22 protein-coding genes are annotated in these 22388 nt (G+C 32.4%); 11 read left to right on the forward strand and 11 right to left on the reverse strand.

Annotation, left to right across the window (positions count from 1 at the left end; translation table 11 throughout):
- The first annotated feature begins 151 nt into the window (after positions 1-151).
- From IRZ78_RS00585 to IRZ78_RS00605, 5 genes are all read left to right on the forward strand, one after another.
- Positions 152-1705: a bifunctional response regulator/alkaline phosphatase family protein gene (locus IRZ78_RS00585; protein ID WP_194614665.1), complete on the forward strand. Its 1554-nt coding sequence runs from the start codon at positions 152-154 to the stop codon at positions 1703-1705.
- Between the two features lie 163 nt (positions 1706-1868).
- Positions 1869-2276 (forward strand): tRNA (adenosine(37)-N6)-threonylcarbamoyltransferase complex ATPase subunit type 1 TsaE, encoded by a 408-nt coding sequence (tsaE, locus tag IRZ78_RS00590; RefSeq protein ID WP_194614666.1) that lies wholly within the window; start codon positions 1869-1871, stop codon positions 2274-2276.
- 109 nt (positions 2277-2385) lie between these two features.
- Entirely contained in the window at positions 2386-2859 is a 474-nt protein-coding gene (locus IRZ78_RS00595; protein WP_194614667.1) for a GNAT family N-acetyltransferase, read from the forward strand.
- A gap of 84 nt (positions 2860-2943) precedes the next feature.
- A complete protein-coding gene (locus IRZ78_RS00600; RefSeq protein WP_194614668.1) occupies positions 2944-4143 on the forward strand; it encodes an alanine dehydrogenase in 1200 nt (399 codons plus the stop codon).
- A gap of 36 nt (positions 4144-4179) precedes the next feature.
- Positions 4180-4554 (forward strand): DUF4258 domain-containing protein, encoded by a 375-nt coding sequence (locus tag IRZ78_RS00605; RefSeq protein WP_194614669.1) that lies wholly within the window; start codon positions 4180-4182, stop codon positions 4552-4554.
- Positions 4555-4612: 58 nt separating this feature from the next.
- Here IRZ78_RS00605 and IRZ78_RS00610 read toward each other — a convergent pair whose 3' ends face one another.
- A complete protein-coding gene (locus IRZ78_RS00610; RefSeq protein ID WP_194614670.1) occupies positions 4613-5278 on the reverse strand; it encodes a uracil-DNA glycosylase in 666 nt (221 codons plus the stop codon).
- A 132-nt stretch (positions 5279-5410) separates the two neighbouring features.
- Here IRZ78_RS00610 and IRZ78_RS00615 point away from each other — a divergent pair, with 132 nt between their 5' ends.
- Positions 5411-7576 (forward strand): DNA mismatch repair protein MutS, encoded by a 2166-nt coding sequence (locus IRZ78_RS00615; protein ID WP_194614671.1) that lies wholly within the window; start codon positions 5411-5413, stop codon positions 7574-7576.
- A 392-nt stretch (positions 7577-7968) separates the two neighbouring features.
- Complete coding sequence (locus tag IRZ78_RS00620; RefSeq protein WP_194614955.1) at positions 7969-8385, forward strand: DCC1-like thiol-disulfide oxidoreductase family protein; 417 nt, start codon at positions 7969-7971, stop codon at positions 8383-8385.
- Between the two features lie 404 nt (positions 8386-8789).
- Here the strand turns inward: IRZ78_RS00620 and ettA are convergent, their stop codons facing one another.
- The 3 genes from ettA to holA form a co-directional block, all read right to left on the reverse strand.
- A complete protein-coding gene (ettA, locus tag IRZ78_RS00625) occupies positions 8790-10481 on the reverse strand; it encodes an energy-dependent translational throttle protein EttA (protein ID WP_194614672.1) in 1692 nt (563 codons plus the stop codon).
- 106 nt (positions 10482-10587) lie between these two features.
- Positions 10588-10770 (reverse strand): CAL67264 family membrane protein, encoded by a 183-nt coding sequence (locus IRZ78_RS00630; protein ID WP_035680915.1) that lies wholly within the window; start codon positions 10768-10770, stop codon positions 10588-10590.
- A gap of 68 nt (positions 10771-10838) precedes the next feature.
- Positions 10839-11843 (reverse strand): DNA polymerase III subunit delta, encoded by a 1005-nt coding sequence (holA, locus tag IRZ78_RS00635; RefSeq protein WP_194614673.1) that lies wholly within the window; start codon positions 11841-11843, stop codon positions 10839-10841.
- A 103-nt stretch (positions 11844-11946) separates the two neighbouring features.
- Here holA and IRZ78_RS00640 point away from each other — a divergent pair, with 103 nt between their 5' ends.
- The 3 genes from IRZ78_RS00640 to IRZ78_RS00650 are packed head-to-tail and all read left to right on the forward strand — an operon-like array spanning position 11947 to position 14311.
- Positions 11947-12393, forward strand: a complete 447-nt coding sequence (locus IRZ78_RS00640) for a type I restriction enzyme HsdR N-terminal domain-containing protein (protein ID WP_194614674.1) — start codon at positions 11947-11949, stop codon at positions 12391-12393.
- A 30-nt stretch (positions 12394-12423) separates the two neighbouring features.
- Positions 12424-13443: a glycosyltransferase family 2 protein gene (locus IRZ78_RS00645; protein WP_194614675.1), complete on the forward strand. Its 1020-nt coding sequence runs from the start codon at positions 12424-12426 to the stop codon at positions 13441-13443.
- 34 nt (positions 13444-13477) lie between these two features.
- Positions 13478-14311, forward strand: a complete 834-nt coding sequence (locus IRZ78_RS00650) for an OmpA family protein (RefSeq protein WP_194614676.1) — start codon at positions 13478-13480, stop codon at positions 14309-14311.
- A 231-nt stretch (positions 14312-14542) separates the two neighbouring features.
- Here IRZ78_RS00650 and IRZ78_RS00655 read toward each other — a convergent pair whose 3' ends face one another.
- The 4 genes from IRZ78_RS00655 to IRZ78_RS00670 form a co-directional block, all read right to left on the reverse strand.
- Positions 14543-15580, reverse strand: coding sequence for a carboxypeptidase-like regulatory domain-containing protein (locus IRZ78_RS00655; RefSeq protein ID WP_194614677.1), 1038 nt, complete (start codon positions 15578-15580; stop codon positions 14543-14545).
- An 80-nt stretch (positions 15581-15660) separates the two neighbouring features.
- Complete coding sequence (locus tag IRZ78_RS00660) at positions 15661-16281, reverse strand: L-threonylcarbamoyladenylate synthase (RefSeq protein ID WP_194614678.1); 621 nt, start codon at positions 16279-16281, stop codon at positions 15661-15663.
- Positions 16282-16507: 226 nt separating this feature from the next.
- A complete protein-coding gene (locus IRZ78_RS00665) occupies positions 16508-18844 on the reverse strand; it encodes a UvrD-helicase domain-containing protein (RefSeq protein ID WP_194614956.1) in 2337 nt (778 codons plus the stop codon).
- A gap of 359 nt (positions 18845-19203) precedes the next feature.
- Positions 19204-19971: a TSUP family transporter gene (locus IRZ78_RS00670; protein ID WP_194614679.1), complete on the reverse strand. Its 768-nt coding sequence runs from the start codon at positions 19969-19971 to the stop codon at positions 19204-19206.
- A 124-nt stretch (positions 19972-20095) separates the two neighbouring features.
- On the opposite strand from IRZ78_RS00670, the gene IRZ78_RS00675 reads away from it, so the two are divergent.
- Positions 20096-20617, forward strand: coding sequence for a hypothetical protein (locus IRZ78_RS00675; protein WP_194614680.1), 522 nt, complete (start codon positions 20096-20098; stop codon positions 20615-20617).
- A gap of 86 nt (positions 20618-20703) precedes the next feature.
- Here IRZ78_RS00675 and IRZ78_RS00680 read toward each other — a convergent pair whose 3' ends face one another.
- The 3 genes from IRZ78_RS00680 to IRZ78_RS00690 are packed head-to-tail and all read right to left on the reverse strand — an operon-like array spanning position 20704 to position 22374.
- A complete protein-coding gene (locus tag IRZ78_RS00680) occupies positions 20704-21435 on the reverse strand; it encodes a hypothetical protein (protein ID WP_194614681.1) in 732 nt (243 codons plus the stop codon).
- A 46-nt stretch (positions 21436-21481) separates the two neighbouring features.
- Positions 21482-21913, reverse strand: a complete 432-nt coding sequence (locus tag IRZ78_RS00685; RefSeq protein WP_194614682.1) for a hypothetical protein — start codon at positions 21911-21913, stop codon at positions 21482-21484.
- A gap of 53 nt (positions 21914-21966) precedes the next feature.
- Complete coding sequence (locus IRZ78_RS00690; RefSeq protein ID WP_194614683.1) at positions 21967-22374, reverse strand: hypothetical protein; 408 nt, start codon at positions 22372-22374, stop codon at positions 21967-21969.
- Positions 22375-22388: the final 14 nt, after the last annotated feature.

A 22388-nucleotide genomic window follows, 5' to 3' on the forward strand; every position in this document is an offset into this window, starting at 1 on the left:
ATTGACATTAAATTGTCGTGATTTTCAATGCAATACTAAATTCAAAAAAAGTTTTAATGTAAAAATCACTATTTGTTATTCTGAAATTTATACTATTTTTAATACTTTTTAAGTTCTATACCTCTAAATTGCATTAAAATTAAATACGTTTATGGATAAGATAAAAATACTTTGGGTTGATGATGAAATCGATCTTTTGAAACCACATATATTATTTCTGGAGAAAAAAAACTACACTGTAACCACTTGTAACAATGGTTTAGACGCTATCGCCTTATTTGAAGAAGATAATTTTGACATTGTTTTTCTTGATGAAAATATGCCGGGAATGAGTGGCCTGGAAACACTTTCTGAAATGAAAGAAAAAAAATCGGCTATCCCGATGATTATGATTACAAAAAGCGAAGAAGAGTATATAATGGAAGAAGCCATTGGTTCTAAAATCGCTGACTATTTGATAAAACCGGTAAATCCGAATCAGATTTTACTGAGTTTAAAGAAAAATCTGGATCATTCGAGGTTAATTTCTGAAAAAACAACTCTAGATTATCAAAAAGAATTCAGGAAAATTTCGATGGAAATGGCGATGGTTAATTCCTATGAAGACTGGGTGGAATTGTATAAAAAGTTAATTTTCTGGGAACTTGAATTGGAAAACATCAACGACCAGGCGATGATTGAAATCCTTGAATCCCAAAAAGTTGAAGCCAATTCGCAATTCGGAAAATATATCGAAAGAAATTATGAAGACTGGTTTGCTCCAAAAGCAGATAAACCAATTCAGTCCCACAATTTATTTAAGGAATTAGTAGTTCCTGAAATTAAAAAGAAAGACAAACCAATTTTGTTGGTTGTAATTGATAATTTACGTTACGACCAATGGAAATCTTTTGAAACCGTTGTGGCAAATTATTACAAATTAGAAAAAGAAGTTCCTTATTTCTCTATCCTTCCTACGGCAACGCAATATGCCAGAAATGCTATTTTCTCAGGTTTATTGCCTACAGAAATGGAGAAACAGTTCCCGCAATACTGGAAAAATGATGTTGAAGACGGCGGAAAAAACCTTTATGAAGCTGAATTTCTTTCGGCGCAATTAAAACGTTTGGGATTAAACATCAAAGAAGATTATTTTAAAATCACCAATTACGCAGGCGGAAAAAAACTGGCAGAAAACTTCAAAGCTTTAAAAGGCAATGATTTAGTGACGGTTGTTTACAATTTTGTCGATATGTTATCGCACGCAAAAACCGAAATGGACGTTGTAAAAGAACTTGCTTCTGATGATAAAGCATATCGCTCACTGACTTTAAGCTGGTTTAAAAACTCTCCACTTTTAGAAATTATTCAGCAAGCACAACTTTTAGGTTTCAAATTGATCCTGACTACAGATCACGGAACAATTAATGTAAAAAACCCATCAAAAGTAGTTGGAGATAAAAATACAAGTTTAAATTTGCGCTACAAAACCGGACGTAGTTTAACATACGAACATAAAGATGTTTATGTTGTAAAAGAACCTAAAGACATTGGTTTACCGGCTATAAACATGAGTAGTTCGTTTATTTTTGCTAAAAATGATTTCTTTTTAGCTTATGTAAACAACTACAATCATTATGTGAGTTATTACAGAAATACGTATCAACACGGCGGAATTTCATTAGAAGAAATGATTATTCCTTTTTTGGTATTTAACCCGAAATAGAAAAGTTTTCAGTCGCAGTTTACAGTAAAAAGAAATTACCACAGATTCACACAGATTAGAAAAATCAATAAAATCTTTTAATCTGTGGCAAAAAAAACGCAGTTTACAGTTTCCAACTAAGACTGAAAACTGTGACTGAGACTATAATTAATAAGTAATAAAAATGGATATCGTTTTTTCATTAGATCAAATTCAAGAAGTAGCAGAGCAAATTTTAGCACAAAATCCAAAGAAGATTATTCTCTTTAATGGAGAAATGGGTGTTGGAAAAACTACTCTAATCAAACAACTATGTAAAAGTCTTGGAGTTGAAGATGCAACTAGCAGTCCGACTTTTTCTTTAGTAAATGAATATTACACTTCTAACAATAACATTGTGTATCATTTTGATTTTTACAGATTAAATAAAGAAACTGAAGCTCTTGATATGGGCGTTGATGATTATCTATATTCAGGAAACTGGTGTTTTATAGAATGGTCTGAAAAAATTGCCAGTTTACTTCCTGAGGAACATTCTGTTGTGACAATTGAGTTATTGGCAGATGGAAAAAGAGAATTAAAATTGGTTTAAAATATTGCACAAAGATTCACTAAGGTCTCACAGAGAAACACAAAATCATTTTTACAACTTTGTGATACTTTGTGAAAAAACTTTGCGAAACAACTTCTATCAAAACATAATGGGCAAACGAAATATAGTAGAAATAATCCCTTTCTCATCAGATTTAAAAGAACCAATCAAAACTTTAAATAAAGAATGGCTTCAAAAATATTTTAAAGTTGAGGAAAAAGACGAAATAGTACTTTCTAATCCACAGGAGGAAATCATTGATAAAGGCGGATTGATTTTTTATGCTAAATATAAAGGTGAAATTATTGGAACAGTTTCTTTAATGAAAATCGATTACGACACTTTTGAACTCAGTAAAATGGCCGTTTCAGATAAAGCGCAAGGTCTCGGAATTGGAAATCAGTTACTAATTCATTGTTTGGCTGTAGCCGAAGAAAATAACATCAGGAAGCTCATTTTGTATTCGAACCGAAAATTACTTCCTGCAATTCATTTGTATGAAAAATTCGGTTTTGTCGAAGTTCCCTTAGGAAATGTTAGCTATGAAAGAGCCGACATTAAAATGGAAAAAATTATACCTTAATTTCATGACGTAGTATTAGCAGAATTTTTACACTGATTTTAAAACTTTTTACGTAATTTGTACTCTTAATTTTTCGCACAACCCATGTCAATCACCTTAACTCCATTTACGAAACAACAATTGTTGCCACAAGAAGAAAAACTTGAAGTGGGCCGATTCAAGAGAGAACTTTTTATAGGGATCCCTAAAGAAACAAGTTATCAGGAACGTCGTATTTGCTTAACTCCAGATGCTGTCAACTCCCTGACTTATGAAGGTCATCGCGTTATGATTGAATCCGGAGCCGGAGAAAGTTCAAGCTACTCTGACAAGGAATACTCTGATGCAGGAGCTGAAGTAACAAAAGATACTAAAAAAGTTTTTGGATGCCCAATGCTGCTAAAAGTAGAACCACCTACTATAGCAGAAATTAAAATGATTAATCCTGAAACGATTATTATTTCGGCTATTCAGTTAAAAACCAAAAAGAAAGAATATTTCGAAGCCTTGGCGCAAAAAAAGATTACTGCACTTGCCTTTGAGTATATTAAAGACGAGGACGGTTCTTATCCTGCTGTTAAATCATTAAGCGAAATTGCCGGAACAGCTTCTGTACTTATTGCTGCCGAATTGATGATTACAAACGAATTTGGGAAAGGACTTTTATTCGGAAACATTACCGGTGTCCCTCCTACCGAAGTTGTAATCTTAGGTGCCGGAACAGTTGGAGAATTTGCCGCTAAAACCGCCATTGGTTTGGGCGCAAATGTAAAAGTTTTTGATAATTCGATTACAAAATTACGTCGTTTGCAAAACAACTTAAATCAAAGAATCTTTACTTCTACTGTGCAGCAAAAAGCATTGCTAAAAGCATTAAGACGTTGCGATGTTGCTATTGGCGCCATGCGCGGAAAGGAACGTTGTCCGATTATAGTGACAGAAACGATGGTAGAGCACATGAAAAAAGGTGCTGTAATTGTTGATGTAAGTATCGACACCGGCGGATGCTTTGAAACCTCGGAAGTTACAACCCATGAGAAACCGACTTTTATAAAAAGTAATGTTCTGCATTATTGTGTTCCTAATATCCCTTCAAGATACTCCAAAACTGCATCGTTATCAATAAGTAATATATTGACTCCTTATTTGCTTCAAATAGCTGAAGACGGAGGTTTAGAAAGTGCCATACGATGCAATAAAGGTTTAAAAAACGGAATTTATCTGTATCACGGAATTTTAACCAACAAAGCAATTGGAGAGTGGTTCGATTTACCGGATAACGACATTAATTTACTTGTATTTTAAGGGAACTTTAATGTACCTTTGCAAAAAATTTATTTCATGAAGTTCGTACACCGTTTTGCATATTATCTTATTGGTTTAGTTATGGGATGCTTTTTTGTAGCCCTTGTTTTTAGCGGAAAAGATACCCGTTGCAACTACTTTCCTAATGCCAGAGTTTTAAATAATTTACGCACAAAACCTTTTCAATATTCTGAAAAAGCAGTTCAGACCTTAAATGAAAAATGGATTGATACAGCTGATATTAAAAATACATTGAAATTTGGAGATGTTGATTTTGATCAAAGCAACGTTCCTTTCAAAAAAGGAAAACTTTATATTATCGAAGGAAAAACAGTTAAAAACCAGGAAGTAATTCTAAAGGTGATCAACTACGAAAATAAAGCAGTCTTGGACGAGATTATAAAAAAATAAAAAGAAGCCAGTTATTTAACTGGCTTCTTTTTTATTGTATATTCCATTTGGCTTATCATTACCATTCAATTTCTTTCAATCCTTTTGACTTTAGAAAAGTATTTGCCTGACTAAAATGTTTATTTCCAAACCAAAAACCTCTATTTGCGCTTAAAGGAGATGGATGTCCTGATTTTAAAATATGATGTTTCGAAGCATCAATTAGTGTGGCTTTCTTTTGGGCAAAACCTCCCCATAATAAAAAAACAACATCTTTACTATTAGCAGAAATTTGCTTAATTACAGCATCTGTAAATTTCTCCCAACCTTTTCCCTGGTGACTTCCTGCCTCAGATTGTCTAACAGTTAATGTAGCGTTTAAAAGAAAAACACCCTGATCTGCCCATCGTTCTAAATTACCTGTTTTAGGAATTGGTATATTTAAATCAGTTTCGATTTCCTTGAAAATATTTTGAAGAGAAGGCGGAAATGAAATCCCGTCATTTACAGAAAAACATAATCCATTTGCCTGATTAGGTCCGTGATAGGGATCTTGTCCGATTATCACAACTTTTACCTGATCAAAATGACAATGGTCAAAAGCTGAAAAAATCTGACTCCCTTTTGGATAACAAACCTTAGTCGAATATTCAGATTTTACAAAATCAATCAATGAATTGAAATATGGTTTTTCAAATTCTTCATTCAAAACCGGTTTCCAGGAATCATGCATTTTTATGTCCATATCTTTTTTTATGCGAATTTCAGGATTTTTTTATTTAAATCATATTTACCAATCATAAATTTAGACATAAACTTTGTAGAATTGAATACTAATGTTTTCGTACTTTTGTGTGTACTTTGTTAAAGAAAATAAATGATATCCATTACCGAAAAAACATTACAAGATTTACAATTCCCTACAGTGCTCGAAACTATTTCGGCAGGCTGTAATACAGATATAGGAAAAGAAAAAGCTTTAAAAATAACACCATTTAGAGATAAAGAAACTTTGATGCAGGCTTTAATGCAAACATCTGAATATGTTTCATCTTTTGAAAATAACAACGCCATTCCCAATCACGGATTTGACGCCATAACGCACGAAATTAAATTTCTGGCAATTGAAGATAGTTTTCTTGAAGTAGGAAGTTTTAGAAAAATTGCGACACTTTCGTCAACAGCAAATTTCTTGCTGAATTTCCTCAAAAAATTTGATGACTATTATCCAAACTTAAACGCAAGAGCTTCAAGAGTTGAATACACGAAAGATATTGTAACTCTCATAGATGCTATTGTAGACAAATACGGAGAAATCAAAGACAATGCTTCACCGGCTTTATTGAGTATTCGTCAGAATATGAATATCGTTCGTGGTAAAGTAAACCAAAGTTTTGGAATGGCACTTTCTCATAATAATAGTCTTGGTTATTTAGATGACATTAAAGAAAGTTTTGTACAAAATCGTAGAGTGCTTGCGGTTTTAGCAATGTATCGCCGTAAGGTAAAAGGCTCTATTTTAGGAAGTTCTAAAACCGGGAGTATTGCTTATATCGAACCAGAAGCTACTTTGCAATATTCAAGAGAACTAGCAAATCTTGAATATGAAGAAAAGGAAGAAATCACGAGAATTTTAAAACAATTATCGAATGCCATTCGACCATTCTTGCCTATACTTATTGAATATCAGGAATTTCTAAGTGATATTGATGTAGTTGCAGGAAAAGCAAAATATGCTAACAGAATAAACGGAATTTTGCCGACAATTACCGAAGAAAGAAGATTGTTTTTTAGAGAAGCGTATCACCCGATTTTGTATTTGAACAACAAGCAAAAGAACGAAGTTACGCATCCGCAAACTATTGAACTAAAACAAGATAATCGTATTATTGTAATCTCTGGTCCAAATGCCGGAGGTAAAACAATTTCGCTTAAAACGGTTGGTTTATTGCAATTGATGCTGCAATCAGGAATGCTAATTCCGGTCCACGAACGAAGCGAGACCTTTTTGTTTGATAGAATTTTAACAGACATTGGAGACAATCAATCTATTGAAAATCATTTAAGTACTTATAGTTACCGATTAAAAAACATGAATTACTTTTTAAAGAAATGTAATAAGAAAACCATGTTTTTAATTGATGAATTTGGTACAGGTTCAGATCCTGAATTAGGTGGTGCTTTGGCGGAAATTTTCCTGGAAGAATTTTACCATCGTGAAGCTTTCGGAATCATTACAACGCACTATTCGAATTTGAAAATTTTGGCGAACGAATTACCGTATGCAACAAATGCGAATATGATGTTTGATGAAAAATCATTGGAACCAATGTACAAATTGGCTCTAGGTCAGGCCGGTAGTTCCTTTACTTTTGAAGTTGCGTTGAAAAACGGAATCCCATTTGGATTGATCAATCGTGCTAAAAAGAAAATCGAAGTTGGGAAAGTTCGTTTTGACAAAACCATTGCAACTCTTCAGAAAGAACGTTCGAAATTGGAAAAAACTTCTATCAATTTGAAAGAAGAAGAAACCCGAGCGCGCGAGGAGAGTAAAAAGATGGAGAACATAAATGTAAAAATCAAACAGAAACTGGAAAGTTATCAGGAATTATATGATAGCAACCAAAAGACAATTTACATTGGTCAGAAAATTGAAGACATCTCGGAGAAATATTTCAACAATAAAAATAAAAAAGAACTTATTGGAGAATTTTTAAAAATCATAGAAATTGAAAATTCAAAACGTAAAAAAGCAACTCCAAAAGAAGCCAAGGCTATAATCGAAAAGAAAAAAGAAGTTATCGCAGAAGTTTCTGTTCAGGTTGAAGAAATCCGAAAAGAGAAAAAAGAAAAGAAACTTAAACCTGTTATTGAAAAACCAAAACCAATTTTAAAAGTTGGCGACAGAGTAAGAATGCTCGACGGAAGATCTGTTGGAAGCATCGACTCAATAGAAAAAAACAAAGCAACAGTAAATTACGGAATCTTTACTTCAAAAGTAAGTCTGGACGAATTGGAATTAGTTGAAGCTGCAAAGAAGTAAGTTTTCTGTCTCAGTTACGGTTTTCAGCTATAAAAAGACTTAAATTTTATCGAAAATTAAAATAAAGCGATTTTAGCAAAGATTTTCAGAAAGACTATTAAGAAGATGGATTATTTTTAAAAATTGCTTAAAATTTATTTATGAAAGAGGTTTTTAATTTATAAAAATTATGGATTACCAATTTTTAATAATAAAAATTGATAGTCATTTTTTGTTATTTCGAGGAACGAGAAATCACACACATAACTCCGTAAAGTAAGTCGCCAATCTTTGTCGATCACCTAGTGTGATTTCTCGTTCCGCGAAATGACAAACTAGATGTTAGCTTTTTCAAAGTTTAAAACTTTGAAAATGCATAAGAACTTAAAACCTTTAACTTGAAACTTTTCCAAATGCAGGATAATCTTCCACAGGACAAAAAAATAATTCTCTTTGACGGTGTATGCAATTTATGCAATGGCACAGTTCAGTTTATTATCAAACATGATAAAAAAGATATCTTTAGATTTGTCGCGTTGCAATCAGAATTGGGAATTGAAATTTGTAATTATATTGGTGTAGACCGAACTAAAATTGACAGCATTATTTTATATCATCCAGGCGTAGCTTATTATTATAAATCTTCGGCAGTTCTTGAAATTGTAGAAGATTTGGGTGGAATTTATAGCCTCACTGGTATTTTTAAAATCTTCCCTGAAAAGTTTAGAAATTACATTTATGACTATGTTGCTAAAAATCGTTACAAGTGGTATGGCAAAAAAGAAAGCTGCATGATTCCTACTCCGGAGTTGAAGGCGAAATTTATTTAAATTTCAATTTTTCAAAATTCCAAATTCCAACTTTTGCGCAATATTGTCATTTCAAGGAACAAGAGATCTTCACAAGAAACTCTATAAAGTATTTGCATCTTTGCGGAATTTAGTCACGAAGCTTTTTCGTACCTCTAAATGACAAACTACACAAAAACATTATTATGGAAATAATTGCCCTAGCCCCGATAGGATTAGAAATCCTTTTGTGGCAGTCCCGATAGCTATCGGGAGCCATAAAAGATCGGAACGAATAGCGGGATTAGCTACTAAAAAAAAAGATTTGTTTTTATAATAGATTTCGAAATGATACAACTTTGTCTTAAATAAAAAAATCCCAAATTCACAATAATTGGAATTTAGGATTTTATCCCGAGGCTTCGGGATGAAAATTACTCAGATTATTATCTAATCAACTTTCTGTATTTCAAACGTTTTGGAGTTAAATCACCGCCTAAACGTTTCTTTTTATTTTCTTCGTATTCAGAGAAACCTCCTTCGAAATAATACACTTCAGAATCTCCTTCGAAAGCCAGAATGTGTGTACAAATTCTGTCTAAGAACCATCTGTCGTGCGAAATAATTACAGCGCAACCGGCAAAATTTTCCAAACCTTCTTCAAGGGCACGAAGCGTATTTACATCTAAATCATTCGTAGGCTCATCCAGTAAAAGTACGTTTCCTTCTTCTTTCAAAGTCATTGCTAAGTGTAAACGGTTACGCTCTCCACCAGATAACATTGATACTTTTTTATTTTGCTCACCTCCACCAAAGTTGAAACGAGATAAGTATGCTCTTGAGTTCACTTGCTTTCCACCCATCATTACTAATTCCTGACCGTCAGCAAAATTCTCCCAAATAGATTTATTCGGATCAATGTTAGAGTGCGACTGATCTACGTAAGCAATTTTCACGGTTTCGCCAACTGAAAATTCTCCGCTATCTGTTTTTTCCTCACCCATAATCATTTTGAAAATGGTAGATTTACCAGCACCGTTTGGTCCAATGATTCCAACAATACCCGCTTGTGGCAAAGTAAAGTTTAAATTATCATATAGTAATTTATCACCAAAAGCCTTGGCAACATTTTTAGCTTCGATAACATTTGTACCTAAACGTGGACCATTCGGGATGTAGATTTCCAGGTTTTCATCCAATTGTTTTTGGTCTTCATTCAATAATTTATCGTAATTCTGCAAACGCGCTTTTTGTTTGGTTTGACGACCTTTTGCTCCCTGACGAACCCAGTCCAACTCACGCTCTAAAGTTTTTCTACGTTTAGATGCTACTTTTTCTTCTTGTGCCATACGGTTTGATTTTTGGTCTAACCAAGAAGAATAATTTCCTTTCCAAGGAATACCTTCTCCTCTATCCAACTCTAAAATCCAACCAGCAACATTGTCAAGGAAATATCTATCATGCGTTACAGCAATTACAGTTCCGGAATATTGAGCTAAATGCTGCTCTAACCAAAGTACAGACTCGGCATCAAGGTGGTTGGTAGGCTCATCGAGTAACAATACATCAGGCTGTTGTAACAACAAACGACATAAAGCTACACGACGGCGCTCTCCTCCTGAAAGGTTTTTGATTGGCGTATCACCTTCCGGAGTACGCAAAGCATCCATTGCAATTTCTAATTTGGTATCGATTTCCCAAGCACCAAGAGCATCAATTTTATCTTGTAAAGCAGCCTGACGATCCATTAATTTATCCATTTTATCTGGATCTGAGTAGTTCTCTTCAAGACCGAATAAATCATTAATTTGATTGTACTCTTCTAAAACAGCCATAGTTTCTGCAGCTCCTTCACGAACAATTTCGATAACAGTTTTAGAGTCATCAAGAATTGGCTCTTGCTCTAAATAACCTACAGTATAACCTGGTTGAAAAACAACATCTCCCTGATAATTTTTATCAACTCCTGCAATAATTTTTAAAAGAGAAGATTTTCCTGATCCGTTAAGTCCTAAAATACCAATTTTAGCACCATAAAAGAAACTCAGGTAAATGTTTTTAAGCACCGGTTTGTCTGCTCCCTGATAGGTTTTACTCAACTTTTGCATTGAGAAAATTACTTTCTTATCGTCTGACATTCTATTTATTTTTTAATTTTTATGATTATTTTTTTTTATTAACCTATTATATAGTGCAATTGATTTTTGCAATTGATATTGAGTTTGATATTGAGTTTTGATTTTTTTATACTCTACCTTTTAATGCATTAAAAACCCAGGCATTGGCAAAAAAACCAACACCAACTGCTACAAACCCCCAGCCAGAGACGTCTCTGTATCTAAAAGCGCCAAGACCTATAAGTAACAATCCCATAAGTACCATTATAAAAGTAGCCCATCCTAAAACGGTATTTTTATTCATTCCCATAATTGTGTAATTATTGTTTTAAAAGTAGTAATTTTTTTAGAGATGCAAATATCGTGAATTTTCACGGCTTAATTAAATATTTTGTACAGCATTTCTTTTAATAAATCTGCCTGAGGTAATGCATTAGCTCCAACCCCTTTACTTTTAACATCAACATCACGCAGTGCTCCTACAATCTGACTTACTTTTCGCATTGGGTAATTCTTGATCGCTAAATCATATTCTTTTAGGAAATAAGGATTAACGCCAATTGCTGAAGCTACATTTTTAGGATTTTTGTCTTTAAGCCCATGATATTTTAAAAGCTGAACGAAAAACCCAAAAACTAATCCGGTTGTCATTACTAATGGATATTCTTTAGGATTATGCGCAAAGTTCTCCGCAATTTTATATGCTTTCAATTGATTGCGTTCACCAATTGCTTTCCGAAGTTCGAAAACATTATAATCTTTACTAAAACCAATATTTTCCTCGATATGCTGAGGCGTAATTACAGTTCCTTGCGGTAAAATAATCTGTAATTTTTCTAATTCATTATTGATTTTACTTAAATCTGTACCCAAAAACTCTACCAACATAGCATTGGCTTTTGGGTCTATCGTGTATTTTTTCCCAGCAAGTACGCGTTTTATCCAGTCACCAACCTGGTTTTCATACAGTTTTTTACTTTCGTAAACGATTCCGTTTTGCGCTAATAATTTGGTTACTTTTTTACGTTTATCAAGTGTTTTGTATTTGTAACAAAATACCAGAACCGTAGTTTCCATCGGATTATTTACGTACGACTCTATTTTATCAATTGTTCTTGACAAATCCTGGGCTTCTTTTACAATAACAACCTGACGATCAGACATCATAGGATAGCGCTTGGCCGTTGAAACAATATCTTCTACCGTAACATCTCTACCATATAATACCGTTTGATTGAATCCTTTCTCTTCTTCTAAAAGTATGTTCTGCTCAATATATTCCGATAATTTATCAATATAATAAGGCTCCTCACCCATTAAAAAATAAATAGGTTTTATATTTCCGGCTTTAATATCATTAACAATTTTTACAACTTCGTCCATTTATTTTAGTTTTCAGTGTTCAGTACCAGTAGGCAGTTTTAATTTAAAAAAAAAACAATTATCTAATTTTCAAATTGACTAATTTTCAAATTATATTTGCGCTATGCAGCAATTAAATTTTCCTTCTTATACTTTCCGATTCAAAAATAGCGAAAATAAAGTGTCTATTTTCGATGAAATCAGGAAAAAATTTATCATTCTTACCCCAGAAGAATGGGTGCGTCAGCATGTGGTTCACTATTTAATTGATGAGAAAAAATACCCTAAATCTCTAATCAATGTCGAGAAAGTTTTAACAGTCAACGGATTAAGAAAAAGATACGATATTGTGGTCTTTAATCCGGATGGTTCTATACATATATTAGTAGAATGTAAAGCGCCCAGCGTAAAGATATCTCAGGCAACTTTTGATCAGATTGCCCGTTACAATATGACAATGAAGGCACGGTTTTTGAATGTTACAAACGGTCTAAATCATTTTTACTGCCAAATGGATTTTGAAAACGAAAAATATCAGTTTTTAAGAAGTTTGCCAGATTATAATGAATAAAAATAATATTAAAAATAAATAGAATTACTTTTGGATAAAATTGCAGTTGTCATTTTAAATTGGAACGGCGTAAAATTGTTAGAGCAGTTTTTACCCTCTGTTGTTCAATTTTCGGAAGGAACCCAAATATATGTCGCTGATAATGCTTCGACAGATGATTCTATCAATTTTATCAAACAAAATTTTCCTACCATAAAAATAGTTGTAAACATTGGTAATCATGGCTTTGCAAAAGGTTACAATGATGCTTTACAACATATAGATGCTGAAATTTATGCTTTAGTAAATTCAGATATCGAAGTAACTGAAAATTGGCTAAACCCAATTATTGAAACTTTCAATAAAGAAAAACAAACCGCTATAATTCAGCCTAAAATTCTTGATTTTAAAAACAAGGAATATTTTGAATATGCTGGTGCTGCCGGTGGATTTATTGATAAATATGGTTTCCCGTTTTGCCGTGGACGTATTTTTGATACTTTAGAAAAAGACAATGGCCAATACGATGATAATTGTGAATTATTCTGGGCTTCAGGAGCTTGTTTTTTTATCAGAAGCGAAGTTTATCACGAATTAGGAGGTTTTGATGAAAGCTTTTTTGCGCATCAGGAAGAAATTGATTTGTGCTGGCGTGCGGCAAACGAAGGACACATCATTAAGTACAATTCAAAATCAGTTGTTTATCATGTTGGAGGAGCAACTTTACAACAGGGAAATCCTAAAAAAACGTATTTGAATTTTAGAAATTCATTGTTAATGCTTGTGAAAAACCTGCCTAAAAAAAGTTTGTTTTTTGTCATTTTCTTCAGAATGATTTTAGATGGCATCGCTGGTATGCGTTTTCTTACACAGGGAAAATTCGGGCATACTTTTGCAATTTTGAAGGCGCATTTTTCATTTTATTGCATATCTTTAAAATATCTGCGTGAGCGAAAAGATTTTCAGATACAGCAATACTATACTGTAAAAAGTATCGTTTTCTTGTATTACATAAAGAAACTGACCGTATTTAAAGAAATCTTTAACAGTAATCAAAATATTAAAAACTAAATTTGTAATCAACGTTTAATTAAATATAATACCTATGAGAAAAATAGTAATTGCACTATCAGTATTAATGGCCTTAACTTCGTGTGTATCGAAAAAGCAATACGCAGCTTTAGAAGCTAAGAACAAAGAGACACAAGATTTATTAAACTCTTGCACCGTAAAACTAAATGCTTGTTTAGAGGAAAAAGCAGGGTTAGCAGCTACAGCAGAAAGCTATAAACAACATAATCAAGATTTAATAAGCACTTCTAAAGACTTAACTGTATTAACAACTAAAGGAGCTGAAAATCTTGAAAAATCTTTAGAAAGTTTAAAAGAAAAAGACTTAAAAATATCAAGACTTCAGGATGCATTAACTAAAAAAGACAGTGTAACTTTAGCTTTAGTTACTAGCTTAAAAGGTGCTGTTGGAATTAATGATCCGGATATCGAAATCAACGTAGAAAAAGGAGTTGTATTTATTTCTATCGCAGACAAATTATTATTTAAAAGCGGTAGCTATGATGTAACTGACAAAGCTAAAGGTGTTTTGGCTAAAGTTGCAAAAGTAGTAAACGACAAACCAGATTTCGAATGTATGGTGGAAGGTCACACAGATAACGTTCCTTACAAAAGCAACGGAATTTTGTTAGACAACTGGGATTTAAGTGTTAAACGTTCTACATCTATTGTACGTGTATTAACAAATGATCTTGGTGTGAACCCTGCTAAATTAATCGCAGCTGGTAGAAGTTCTTATGTACCATTAGTTGCTAATGATACTCCGGATGACAGAGCCCGTAACAGAAGAACTCGTATTGTGGTTATGCCAAAAATCGATCAATTCTATGATATGATTGAAAAAGAAATGAAAAAACAACAAAAATAATTTAAGTTTTTCACATACTTTATTAAACAGAAAAAGCAGGTCGATTGACCTGCTTTTATGTATCCCTAACTTTTTTAATAACCAATTAAATATAAATTAAGAATAGCATTATCTTTAAACTAACTAAATTTTAACTAATCTAAAGTTAGTTATTATTTTTCAACTTTTATATCATTTAAGTATTTTTTTACAAATACTTTACATCTATCACTTTTTGAACATTACAATTTATCACATTCTATAATTTAAGGGTAATAAATCACCAACTTTCTTTTCTGCAATTTTACCCAAAAAAAGTATATCATTAATATTTGAATTATTTCCATACTTATATATAGAAAAATTATCTGTAAGGAAAACTATTTTTGATGACTCACTGTTATTAAACATAACTTTATAAGAAGCTACTACATCGCTTATATTTTCTTCATTTTTAACTTCTTCTTTTGGTTGTGGAAGAATGGTAACTTTTACAAGATCATCTTCTTTATTAATTCTAAAACGTACATTTGGATCAAGATTGTTAGAGTCATTAAATAATAAAAATTTATCTGATCCCCAATCTTTATTTGCTAAAGTCCTGAAAAATTGAACTTGTGAACCTTGAAAAGCTTTTTCCCGACGTTCTAAAATTTCTGAAGAATTGTTAATTTCCTCAAAACGACTTACTCCCTGATAAAAGTTATTTATTACATCTTTGGAACTAATACTTACTTTATCAAATGTAATTTCAAAACCAACTAATTCATAATTAATTTTATATCCTAAAGAGCTATTCATAATAACCAAAGGCTTATCTGAAAAAGCAGTAAACATCAACTTTTTTTTATCATATTTAAATTGAATGTCATCTTCATTATATATTACGGTTGATTTTGCATTTTTTGTCTGACCTAAAAAATATTCTCTAAAAAGTTTTAATTTCTGAGCTCTGGTAAACAATTCCTTTTTATTAATAACAACTTCTTTAAGTTGATTTTTAGAAACTGTCATTTTAATATTTAATGGTTTAGTACTATCTAAACCACTTAGATATTCTCTTTCGTAACCCATAAAACTTACTACCAATACACTATTAGCTTTGGGTTCGTATCTTATGGAATAATCTCCGTTTGCATCTGAAACAGTAGAAAATGTAGTTCCGTCAAAATAAATATTTACACCTTGCAGGGGAATATTATCCTTACCTACAATTTTACCTTTGAGGATATTTTGCGAAAATATAGTAACAGAAGAAAATAAGAATAAAAAAAGGTAAAGGTTTTTCATAAAAAATAAAAGGTTTGATTAATTATTAGCTAATTAACCAAACCTTTTATTAATATCCAAGATATTGTATTGAATTATTCTTACAATATATCTATATCTCCTTTTCCTTCCCTAACAACAACCGGTTCGCCTTCTGATAAGTCAATAATTGTCGAACCAACATTATCACCGTAACCTCCATCAATAACAAGATCAACAAGATTTTGCCATTTCTCAAAAATCAATTCCGGATCTGTTGTATATTCAATCACATCATCTTCATCACGAATAGATGTTGACACAATAGGGTTTCCTAATTGGCGAACAATTTCTAAAGCAATATTATTATCAGGCACACGAATACCTACTGTAGTTTTCTTTTTAAACTCTTTAGGCAAATTATTATTACCCGGCAAAATAAAAGTGTAAGGACCCGGTAATGCTCTTTTTAAAATTTTAAAAGTAGACGTATCAATCTGACGAACATAATCTGAAAGATTACTCAAATCATGACAGATGAAGGAGAAATTAGCTTTCTCAAGCTTAACTCCTTTTATTTTGGCAATTTTTTCTAAAGCCCTCGAATTGGTAATATCACAACCTAAACCATAAACGGTATCAGTTGGATAAATTACTAAACCTCCATTCTGAAGCACTTTTACAACCTTTGCAATTGCGGCTTCACTAGGTTTATCTGGATATATTTTTATGAACTCAGCCATTTTTTAGAATAAAGATGTTAGATTATAGAATAAAGACTACTCTTTACTCCTTTTATTTTTTTTTAAGTAATAATAACATTCCAACTTAAAATAGATTTATCTTAAATTAAAAAGATACTTATTCTCTTGAAAAATTATCAAAATTATGAAGGTCGAAAATCAAATCCGGTGATAAAAAATTGAATTTTAAAAATCTATTTCTATCCTCTTTTTTCTATATTCTTTTCTACCCTACCACATCTAATTTAGCAAATCTTAGCAACAATTTCTTGATACCTCCAACTTCAAATTTTATTTCTGCTTTTTTATCAGCACCAACACCTTCTAAATTTACGACTTCACCTTTACCGAAACGTTCGTGCATTACAACATTTCCAATAGTTAGCTTATTCTCAAATAAATTCGGCGCAGCACTGTTAGGATTCGTTCCTGTCACGGGCTTTAATTTACGAATATTCAAATCAGGCTTTGGCTGATTATCCGTAACATGTTTTGGTGGCGTAGATCCAATTGGTTTTGCCTGTCTTAATTTAGATTTGTCGACATCTCCAAAAATATCCCCATCGATAGGTGATTTATATCGGTAATTCGTTTCTGCCGGAGTTAAATATTCCAAGTATTGTGCGTCGATTTCTTCAATAAAACGCGATGGTTCGCTATCAGTCAGTTTCCCCCAACGGTAACGCGATTGTGCATATGTTAAATAAGCATGATGCTCTGCACGAGTTAAAGCTACGTAAAATAATCGACGTTCTTCTTCTAGTTCGCTTCTTGTGCTCATACTCATCGCACTCGGAAACAAATCTTCCTCCATTCCTACCACAAAAACATGAGGAAATTCCAATCCTTTTGCTAAGTGAATCGTCATTAATGCCACACGATCTTCATCAGATGTGTCTTTATCTAAATCAGTTGCAAGCGCTACATCTTCCATAAATTCAGACAAAGCTCCTCTTGCGCCATCAATTTCTTTTTGTCCTTCGGTAAAATCTTTTAAACCATTTAATAGCTCTTCGATATTCTGAATCTTTGCCATTCCTTCAGGAGTAGCATCTTTCTTTAATTCCTGAACAAGACCGGTTTTCTTAGTCACATAATCAGTAATATAAAAAGCATCCTGATTTTGATCAATAACCTGAAAACTCTGAATCATTGTCACAAAATCATTGATTTTGTTCTTTGTTCCTGTGTTCAGTTTCAAGTCGATTTTATCAATATTCACCATCACTTCCCAAATCGAACGCTTATAATGATTCGCGGCGATAGTCAACTTCTCAACCGTTGTATCACCAATTCCACGAGCCGGATAATTAATTACACGAACCAGCGCTTCTTCATCTTTTGGGTTAATTACCAAACGCAAATAACACAAAACATCTTTAATCTCCTTACGTTGGTAGAACGACAATCCACCATAAATACGATACGGAATATCTCTCTTACGCAAAGCATCCTCCATTGCACGCGACTGAGCATTCGTACGATACAAAATCGCAAATGCACCATTATGCAATTGATTTTGCATTTTTTGTTCAAAAATGGTACTTGCTACAAAACGTCCTTCTTCAGCATCTGTTAAACTACGATGTATTTTAATTTTTGAGCCAAAATCATTCGCAGTCCAAACTACCTTATCCAGTTTCGTTTTATTATGTTCCATTACAGTATTCGCCGCTTCAACAATATTTCTCGTCGAACGGTAATTTTGCTCTAAACGAAACATTATTACGCCTTCATAATCTTTCTGGAAATTCAAAATATTATTAATATTCGCCCCACGGAAAGCATAAATACTCTGCGCATCATCACCAACCACACAAATATTCTGAAACTTATCTGATAAAGCCCTAACAATCAAATACTGAGAATGATTCGTATCCTGGTACTCATCCACCAATATGTAACGAAAACGATTCTGATATTTGGCTAAAACCTCCGGAAAACGGGTCAATAACTCATTGGTTTTCAACAACAAATCATCAAAATCCATCGCTCCTGCTTTAAAACAACGCTCTACGTATTGCTGATAAATTTCTCCCAAACGAGGTCTTTTGGCCATTGCATCAGCCTCTACCAGTTCAGGATTATTGAAATAGGCTTTTACCGTAATCAAACTATTTTTATAATTAGATATACGTCCTAATATTTGTTTTGGTTTATAAACATCACGATCCAGCTGCATTTCTTTGATAATCGAAGAAATTAATCTCGCTGAATCCTGAGAATCATAAATGGTAAAATTCGATGGATAACCTAAATGATCCGACTCCGCACGAAGAATACGGGCAAAGATCGAGTGAAAAGTTCCCATCCAAAGATTTTTTGCTTCAGATGCTCCCACAATATCCGAAATCCTGTGCTTCATTTCACGAGCAGCTTTGTTCGTAAACGTAAGCGACAAAATATTGAAAGCGTCAATACCCTGCGCCATCAAATAAGCAATTCTAATAGTTAAAACACGGGTTTTTCCAGAACCCGCTCCAGCAATAATAATCATTGGCCCGTCTTTTTTTAGAACGGGTTGTCGTTGTGCCTCATTGAGCTGGTCAATGTACTTTTGCATGAAATTCTTCTCCATATGATGCAAAAATAAGAATTAATGATTGAATAAGCTACTACCTTTTTTTAAGAAACTAAGTTTCTAAGATTATAAGTTTCTAAGCCTTTTTTAGAAGCAGAACAATAGGCTTTTTTAAGAAATATAGTTCCCGCTTTCGGCTATATCTCTCCGTTTCACTGCGAGGATACCGCCTCTATCGGGGCTAAATTAGAAACAATTGGCTTTTTTGAGAACGTTGCTAAGTTAGAAAGTCGCTAAGATGCTAAGTTTTTTTTCAAAATTTAATTATCTCACAATTTAAACATTAAAATATATATTCTAACAATTAGCAAAAAACTCAGAGTCTCAGAATCTTAGTATTTTTATTTATAAAAAACATCGTAAGCAAATCGAATCAACGTACCAACCACCACAATCAAAAAGAAAATCCTAATAAAACCATTTCCTTTATTAATGGCCAGCTTAGCACCAAGCCATCCGCCAAGTCCGTTGCTAATTGCCATTGGAATTGCAATCGACCAAATGATTTTTCCTTTGATCATAAACAAACAAATCGAACCAAAATTAGTGGCCAGATTTACCATTTTAGCATTTGCAGAAGCGTGTAAAAAATCAAAACCTAAAAGAGCAATGAAGGCAACCACAAAAAAACTTCCGGTTCCCGGACCAATAAAGCCATCGTAGAAACCAACAATGATACTAATTACAACGGCATAAATAATTTGAGTTGCAGCCGAATGATCTTTGGCTACATGTTGTCCAAAATTCTTTTTCGCATAGGTATATACAAACAGCAACGATAAAACCACAAGCAACAGAGGTTTCATAAAATCATTACTCACCATTGTTAATATTGTAGATCCCAAAAAAGCTGAAGGAACCGCTAAACACATCATAATCAACAACAATCGCCATTGAATCACTACTTTTTTCATGTATTGAAAAGCGGCAAAAGCTGTTCCGCTAAAAGCAGGAATTTTTAAAGTTCCTATAACAGTCGAAACAGGTAAATTGGGCAATAAAATCAATCCCATTGGAGTTTGAATCAATCCTCCTCCGCCAACAATTGCATCAATAAATCCGGCTGCAAAAGCAGCCAGACAAAGAAAAAATATGATATATAAATCCATTAATATTGTGTTTCAGGCGGTTTAAAAAGAAGTCTACAAAAGTAGACTTCCATTTTGTTTATTACAATAAAATTAAATCGGATTTCTCCTCAAAAAGTATATTTTTGTTGAAAAATTGAACCAAATGGATTATACACGAATTATAGAATTAGCCAGTTATACTTTACCAGCCATTGTTACAGGATTTGTGGCTTACAGCTTTTTTGAATTACACATAAAAAACAACGATAAAAAACGTAACTTTTTATTAAACAGAGAATATCAAAAACAATCTCTTCCAATACGTTTGCAAGCTTACGAGCGAATGACTTTGTTTTTAGAACGTATCAATTTAACTAAATTACTAATCAGAATAACTCCTATTTCGAACGAGAAACATGATTATGAAAATTATGTAATCGACCAGATCGAACAGGAATTCGAACATAATTTAACACAGCAAATTTATATGTCAGACGAGTGTTGGACAATCATTACTACTGCCAAAAATTCAACGATACAAATCATACGTAAAGCCGCTATGAGTGATCGCGTTGACAGTGCTGATAAATTACGTGAAGTAATCCTGAATGATTTATTAGAAAAACAATCACCAAGTAATGCTGCTTTAGGATATATCAAAAACGAGGTATCTGAGTTGTGGTAAAATTATAATTGCAGAGTTCTGGTTTTAGATTTTAGATTATGTTTTTTTAGTCTAAAATCTAAAATCAAGTACTTCATTTATCCTTATTATTTCCACCAGTTTTCTTTCGGTTTAACTTCCCATCCGTTTTTAAAGTATTTATTAGAAACACTTATTTCTCCGGCTCCAATATCAAAATCGTAATTTACGCTGGGAATCCTGTAATGACCCCAATTGCATATTTTTTCTTTTCCAGAATTATTAGATTTCCATATTCCAACAAACGCATTATTAAAATAATTATCCCTATAACTTTCAATATCGTTGTACGTGATTAAATTGTTTTTATCAACATAAAATATGGTTTGCACCTGTCCGTGAAATTCCCCTGTATTCTTTTGATTTTTATTTTCAACAAACTTATAATTAGCCACTACCAATCCCTGACTTTTTATTCCTGCATTTTTATATTCATCATCAACGCCAAATTTTCGTATTTTAAGTTCTTGTATTTTCACGATGGTTATTGTGCCCACAAAATCACAAATATTTGATTTAACGTTTGACTTACCATGAACGATATATTCTGCTTTATTTTTTTCATTTCTTTTAATCGAAATAAACTTTATCAATATCCGCTGGTAATTATCACCAATCACACCATAAACATCACGGTCTCCAGTATTCCATAAATTAGAAAAATCATGACTATTATATTTAAGTAATTCATTCTTTTGAAATACTTCAGATTTATCCCAAATAAAAGTCCTGCATAGATTTTCCTGACTGAATATGTTTAAAGTAACAAAGAAGAAAAGAAATAATTTTACAACTCTCATTTAGATGTGATTAAATTAAAAGTAATATTGAATTTGATAAAAAACATTATATCTTTTTTAAAATTGTCTGAGTCCAATTTTTATCAGTTTCAGAAATTATAATAGTTTTGAATCCATACTTTTTGCCTTCGGCTTCAACTCCCATTGAATCATCTACATGAATATCAATATTAAATACTGTAGGGAACTTCGAGCTATAAATATTTGTGTTGCGGAGTTTTTGTTGATGTTTCTGTTGGTTTATTACATAATCAACAGCAATACCATACGAATAAAACATCCATTTTATCCTCGATTCGCTTCTGTGTGAAGTGGTATAAATATAAATTTGATGTTTTTGTTTTTTTAACTCTTTAAATAAATCTATCGTTCCTTTTCTCAAGCATTCAATACCAAGAATACGCTGAAGAAAATTTGTTTTTTCTAATTCAAACTTATTAGAAATCAATGTGTCATCCAGATCAAAAGAGAGTATCATAAAAAATTAATTTCTAGCTATTTACAATAATAAATAAATCAGCTTTATAAAAACTATTGAAATTTGCTCTCCAGGTAATTTAGATTATTATCCATCAAAGCTTTTACAATTTCGATTGTTTTTTCTTTAGTCAGATCAAGCAATTCAGATGTAAAATCTTTATTCATTTTTTCACTTAATCCAAACCACGTTTTTTGCAACTTTGGTCTTTTAAAAAAAACATAAAATTCATATTTCTTTGGAGTACCAACAGCAGAAATTGCTAAACCATTTTTGTTGTTTAAATTTTCAAATTCAATTGAAGGCGAATAGTAATTAGTTTGTTCGTTTTCCATTTCTTTCAAATGTAAATTCCACGGAAAATTTTCAAATATTTGTATTATCTCTGAAGAATCAATCTTTCCTTTTTCAATAACCTTTGGATTTTTCGGCTCACAAATACTATATCTAAAATTGCTCATTTTTATTATTTATA

It is taken from the genome of Flavobacterium sp. CSZ, assembly GCF_015350725.1.
In the GTDB taxonomy this organism is placed as follows: Bacteria; Bacteroidota; Bacteroidia; order Flavobacteriales; family Flavobacteriaceae; genus Flavobacterium.

What these genes read in the sequence shown, in the direction of transcription:
- IRZ78_RS00585 (WP_194614665.1), top strand. Translation starts at nt 152, where the DNA reads ATGGATAAGATAAAAATACTTTGGGTTGATGATGAAATCGATCTTTTG.
- tsaE (WP_194614666.1), top strand. Translation starts at nt 1,869, where the DNA reads ATGGATATCGTTTTTTCATTAGATCAAATTCAAGAAGTAGCAGAGCAA.
- IRZ78_RS00595 (WP_194614667.1), top strand. Translation starts at nt 2,386, where the DNA reads ATGGGCAAACGAAATATAGTAGAAATAATCCCTTTCTCATCAGATTTA.
- IRZ78_RS00600 (WP_194614668.1), top strand. Translation starts at nt 2,944, where the DNA reads ATGTCAATCACCTTAACTCCATTTACGAAACAACAATTGTTGCCACAA.
- IRZ78_RS00605 (WP_194614669.1), top strand. Translation starts at nt 4,180, where the DNA reads ATGAAGTTCGTACACCGTTTTGCATATTATCTTATTGGTTTAGTTATG.
- IRZ78_RS00610 (WP_194614670.1), bottom strand. Translation starts at nt 5,278, where the DNA reads ATGGACATAAAAATGCATGATTCCTGGAAACCGGTTTTGAATGAAGAA.
- IRZ78_RS00615 (WP_194614671.1), top strand. Translation starts at nt 5,411, where the DNA reads ATGATATCCATTACCGAAAAAACATTACAAGATTTACAATTCCCTACA.
- IRZ78_RS00620 (WP_194614955.1), top strand. Translation starts at nt 7,969, where the DNA reads ATGCAGGATAATCTTCCACAGGACAAAAAAATAATTCTCTTTGACGGT.
- ettA (WP_194614672.1), bottom strand. Translation starts at nt 10,481, where the DNA reads ATGTCAGACGATAAGAAAGTAATTTTCTCAATGCAAAAGTTGAGTAAA.
- IRZ78_RS00630 (WP_035680915.1), bottom strand. Translation starts at nt 10,770, where the DNA reads ATGGGAATGAATAAAAATACCGTTTTAGGATGGGCTACTTTTATAATG.
- holA (WP_194614673.1), bottom strand. Translation starts at nt 11,843, where the DNA reads ATGGACGAAGTTGTAAAAATTGTTAATGATATTAAAGCCGGAAATATA.
- IRZ78_RS00640 (WP_194614674.1), top strand. Translation starts at nt 11,947, where the DNA reads ATGCAGCAATTAAATTTTCCTTCTTATACTTTCCGATTCAAAAATAGC.
- IRZ78_RS00650 (WP_194614676.1), top strand. Translation starts at nt 13,478, where the DNA reads ATGAGAAAAATAGTAATTGCACTATCAGTATTAATGGCCTTAACTTCG.
- IRZ78_RS00655 (WP_194614677.1), bottom strand. Translation starts at nt 15,580, where the DNA reads ATGAAAAACCTTTACCTTTTTTTATTCTTATTTTCTTCTGTTACTATA.
- IRZ78_RS00660 (WP_194614678.1), bottom strand. Translation starts at nt 16,281, where the DNA reads ATGGCTGAGTTCATAAAAATATATCCAGATAAACCTAGTGAAGCCGCA.
- IRZ78_RS00665 (WP_194614956.1), bottom strand. Translation starts at nt 18,844, where the DNA reads ATGCAAAAGTACATTGACCAGCTCAATGAGGCACAACGACAACCCGTT.
- IRZ78_RS00670 (WP_194614679.1), bottom strand. Translation starts at nt 19,971, where the DNA reads ATGGATTTATATATCATATTTTTTCTTTGTCTGGCTGCTTTTGCAGCC.
- IRZ78_RS00675 (WP_194614680.1), top strand. Translation starts at nt 20,096, where the DNA reads ATGGATTATACACGAATTATAGAATTAGCCAGTTATACTTTACCAGCC.
- IRZ78_RS00680 (WP_194614681.1), bottom strand. Translation starts at nt 21,435, where the DNA reads ATGAGAGTTGTAAAATTATTTCTTTTCTTCTTTGTTACTTTAAACATA.
- IRZ78_RS00685 (WP_194614682.1), bottom strand. Translation starts at nt 21,913, where the DNA reads ATGATACTCTCTTTTGATCTGGATGACACATTGATTTCTAATAAGTTT.
- IRZ78_RS00690 (WP_194614683.1), bottom strand. Translation starts at nt 22,374, where the DNA reads ATGAGCAATTTTAGATATAGTATTTGTGAGCCGAAAAATCCAAAGGTT.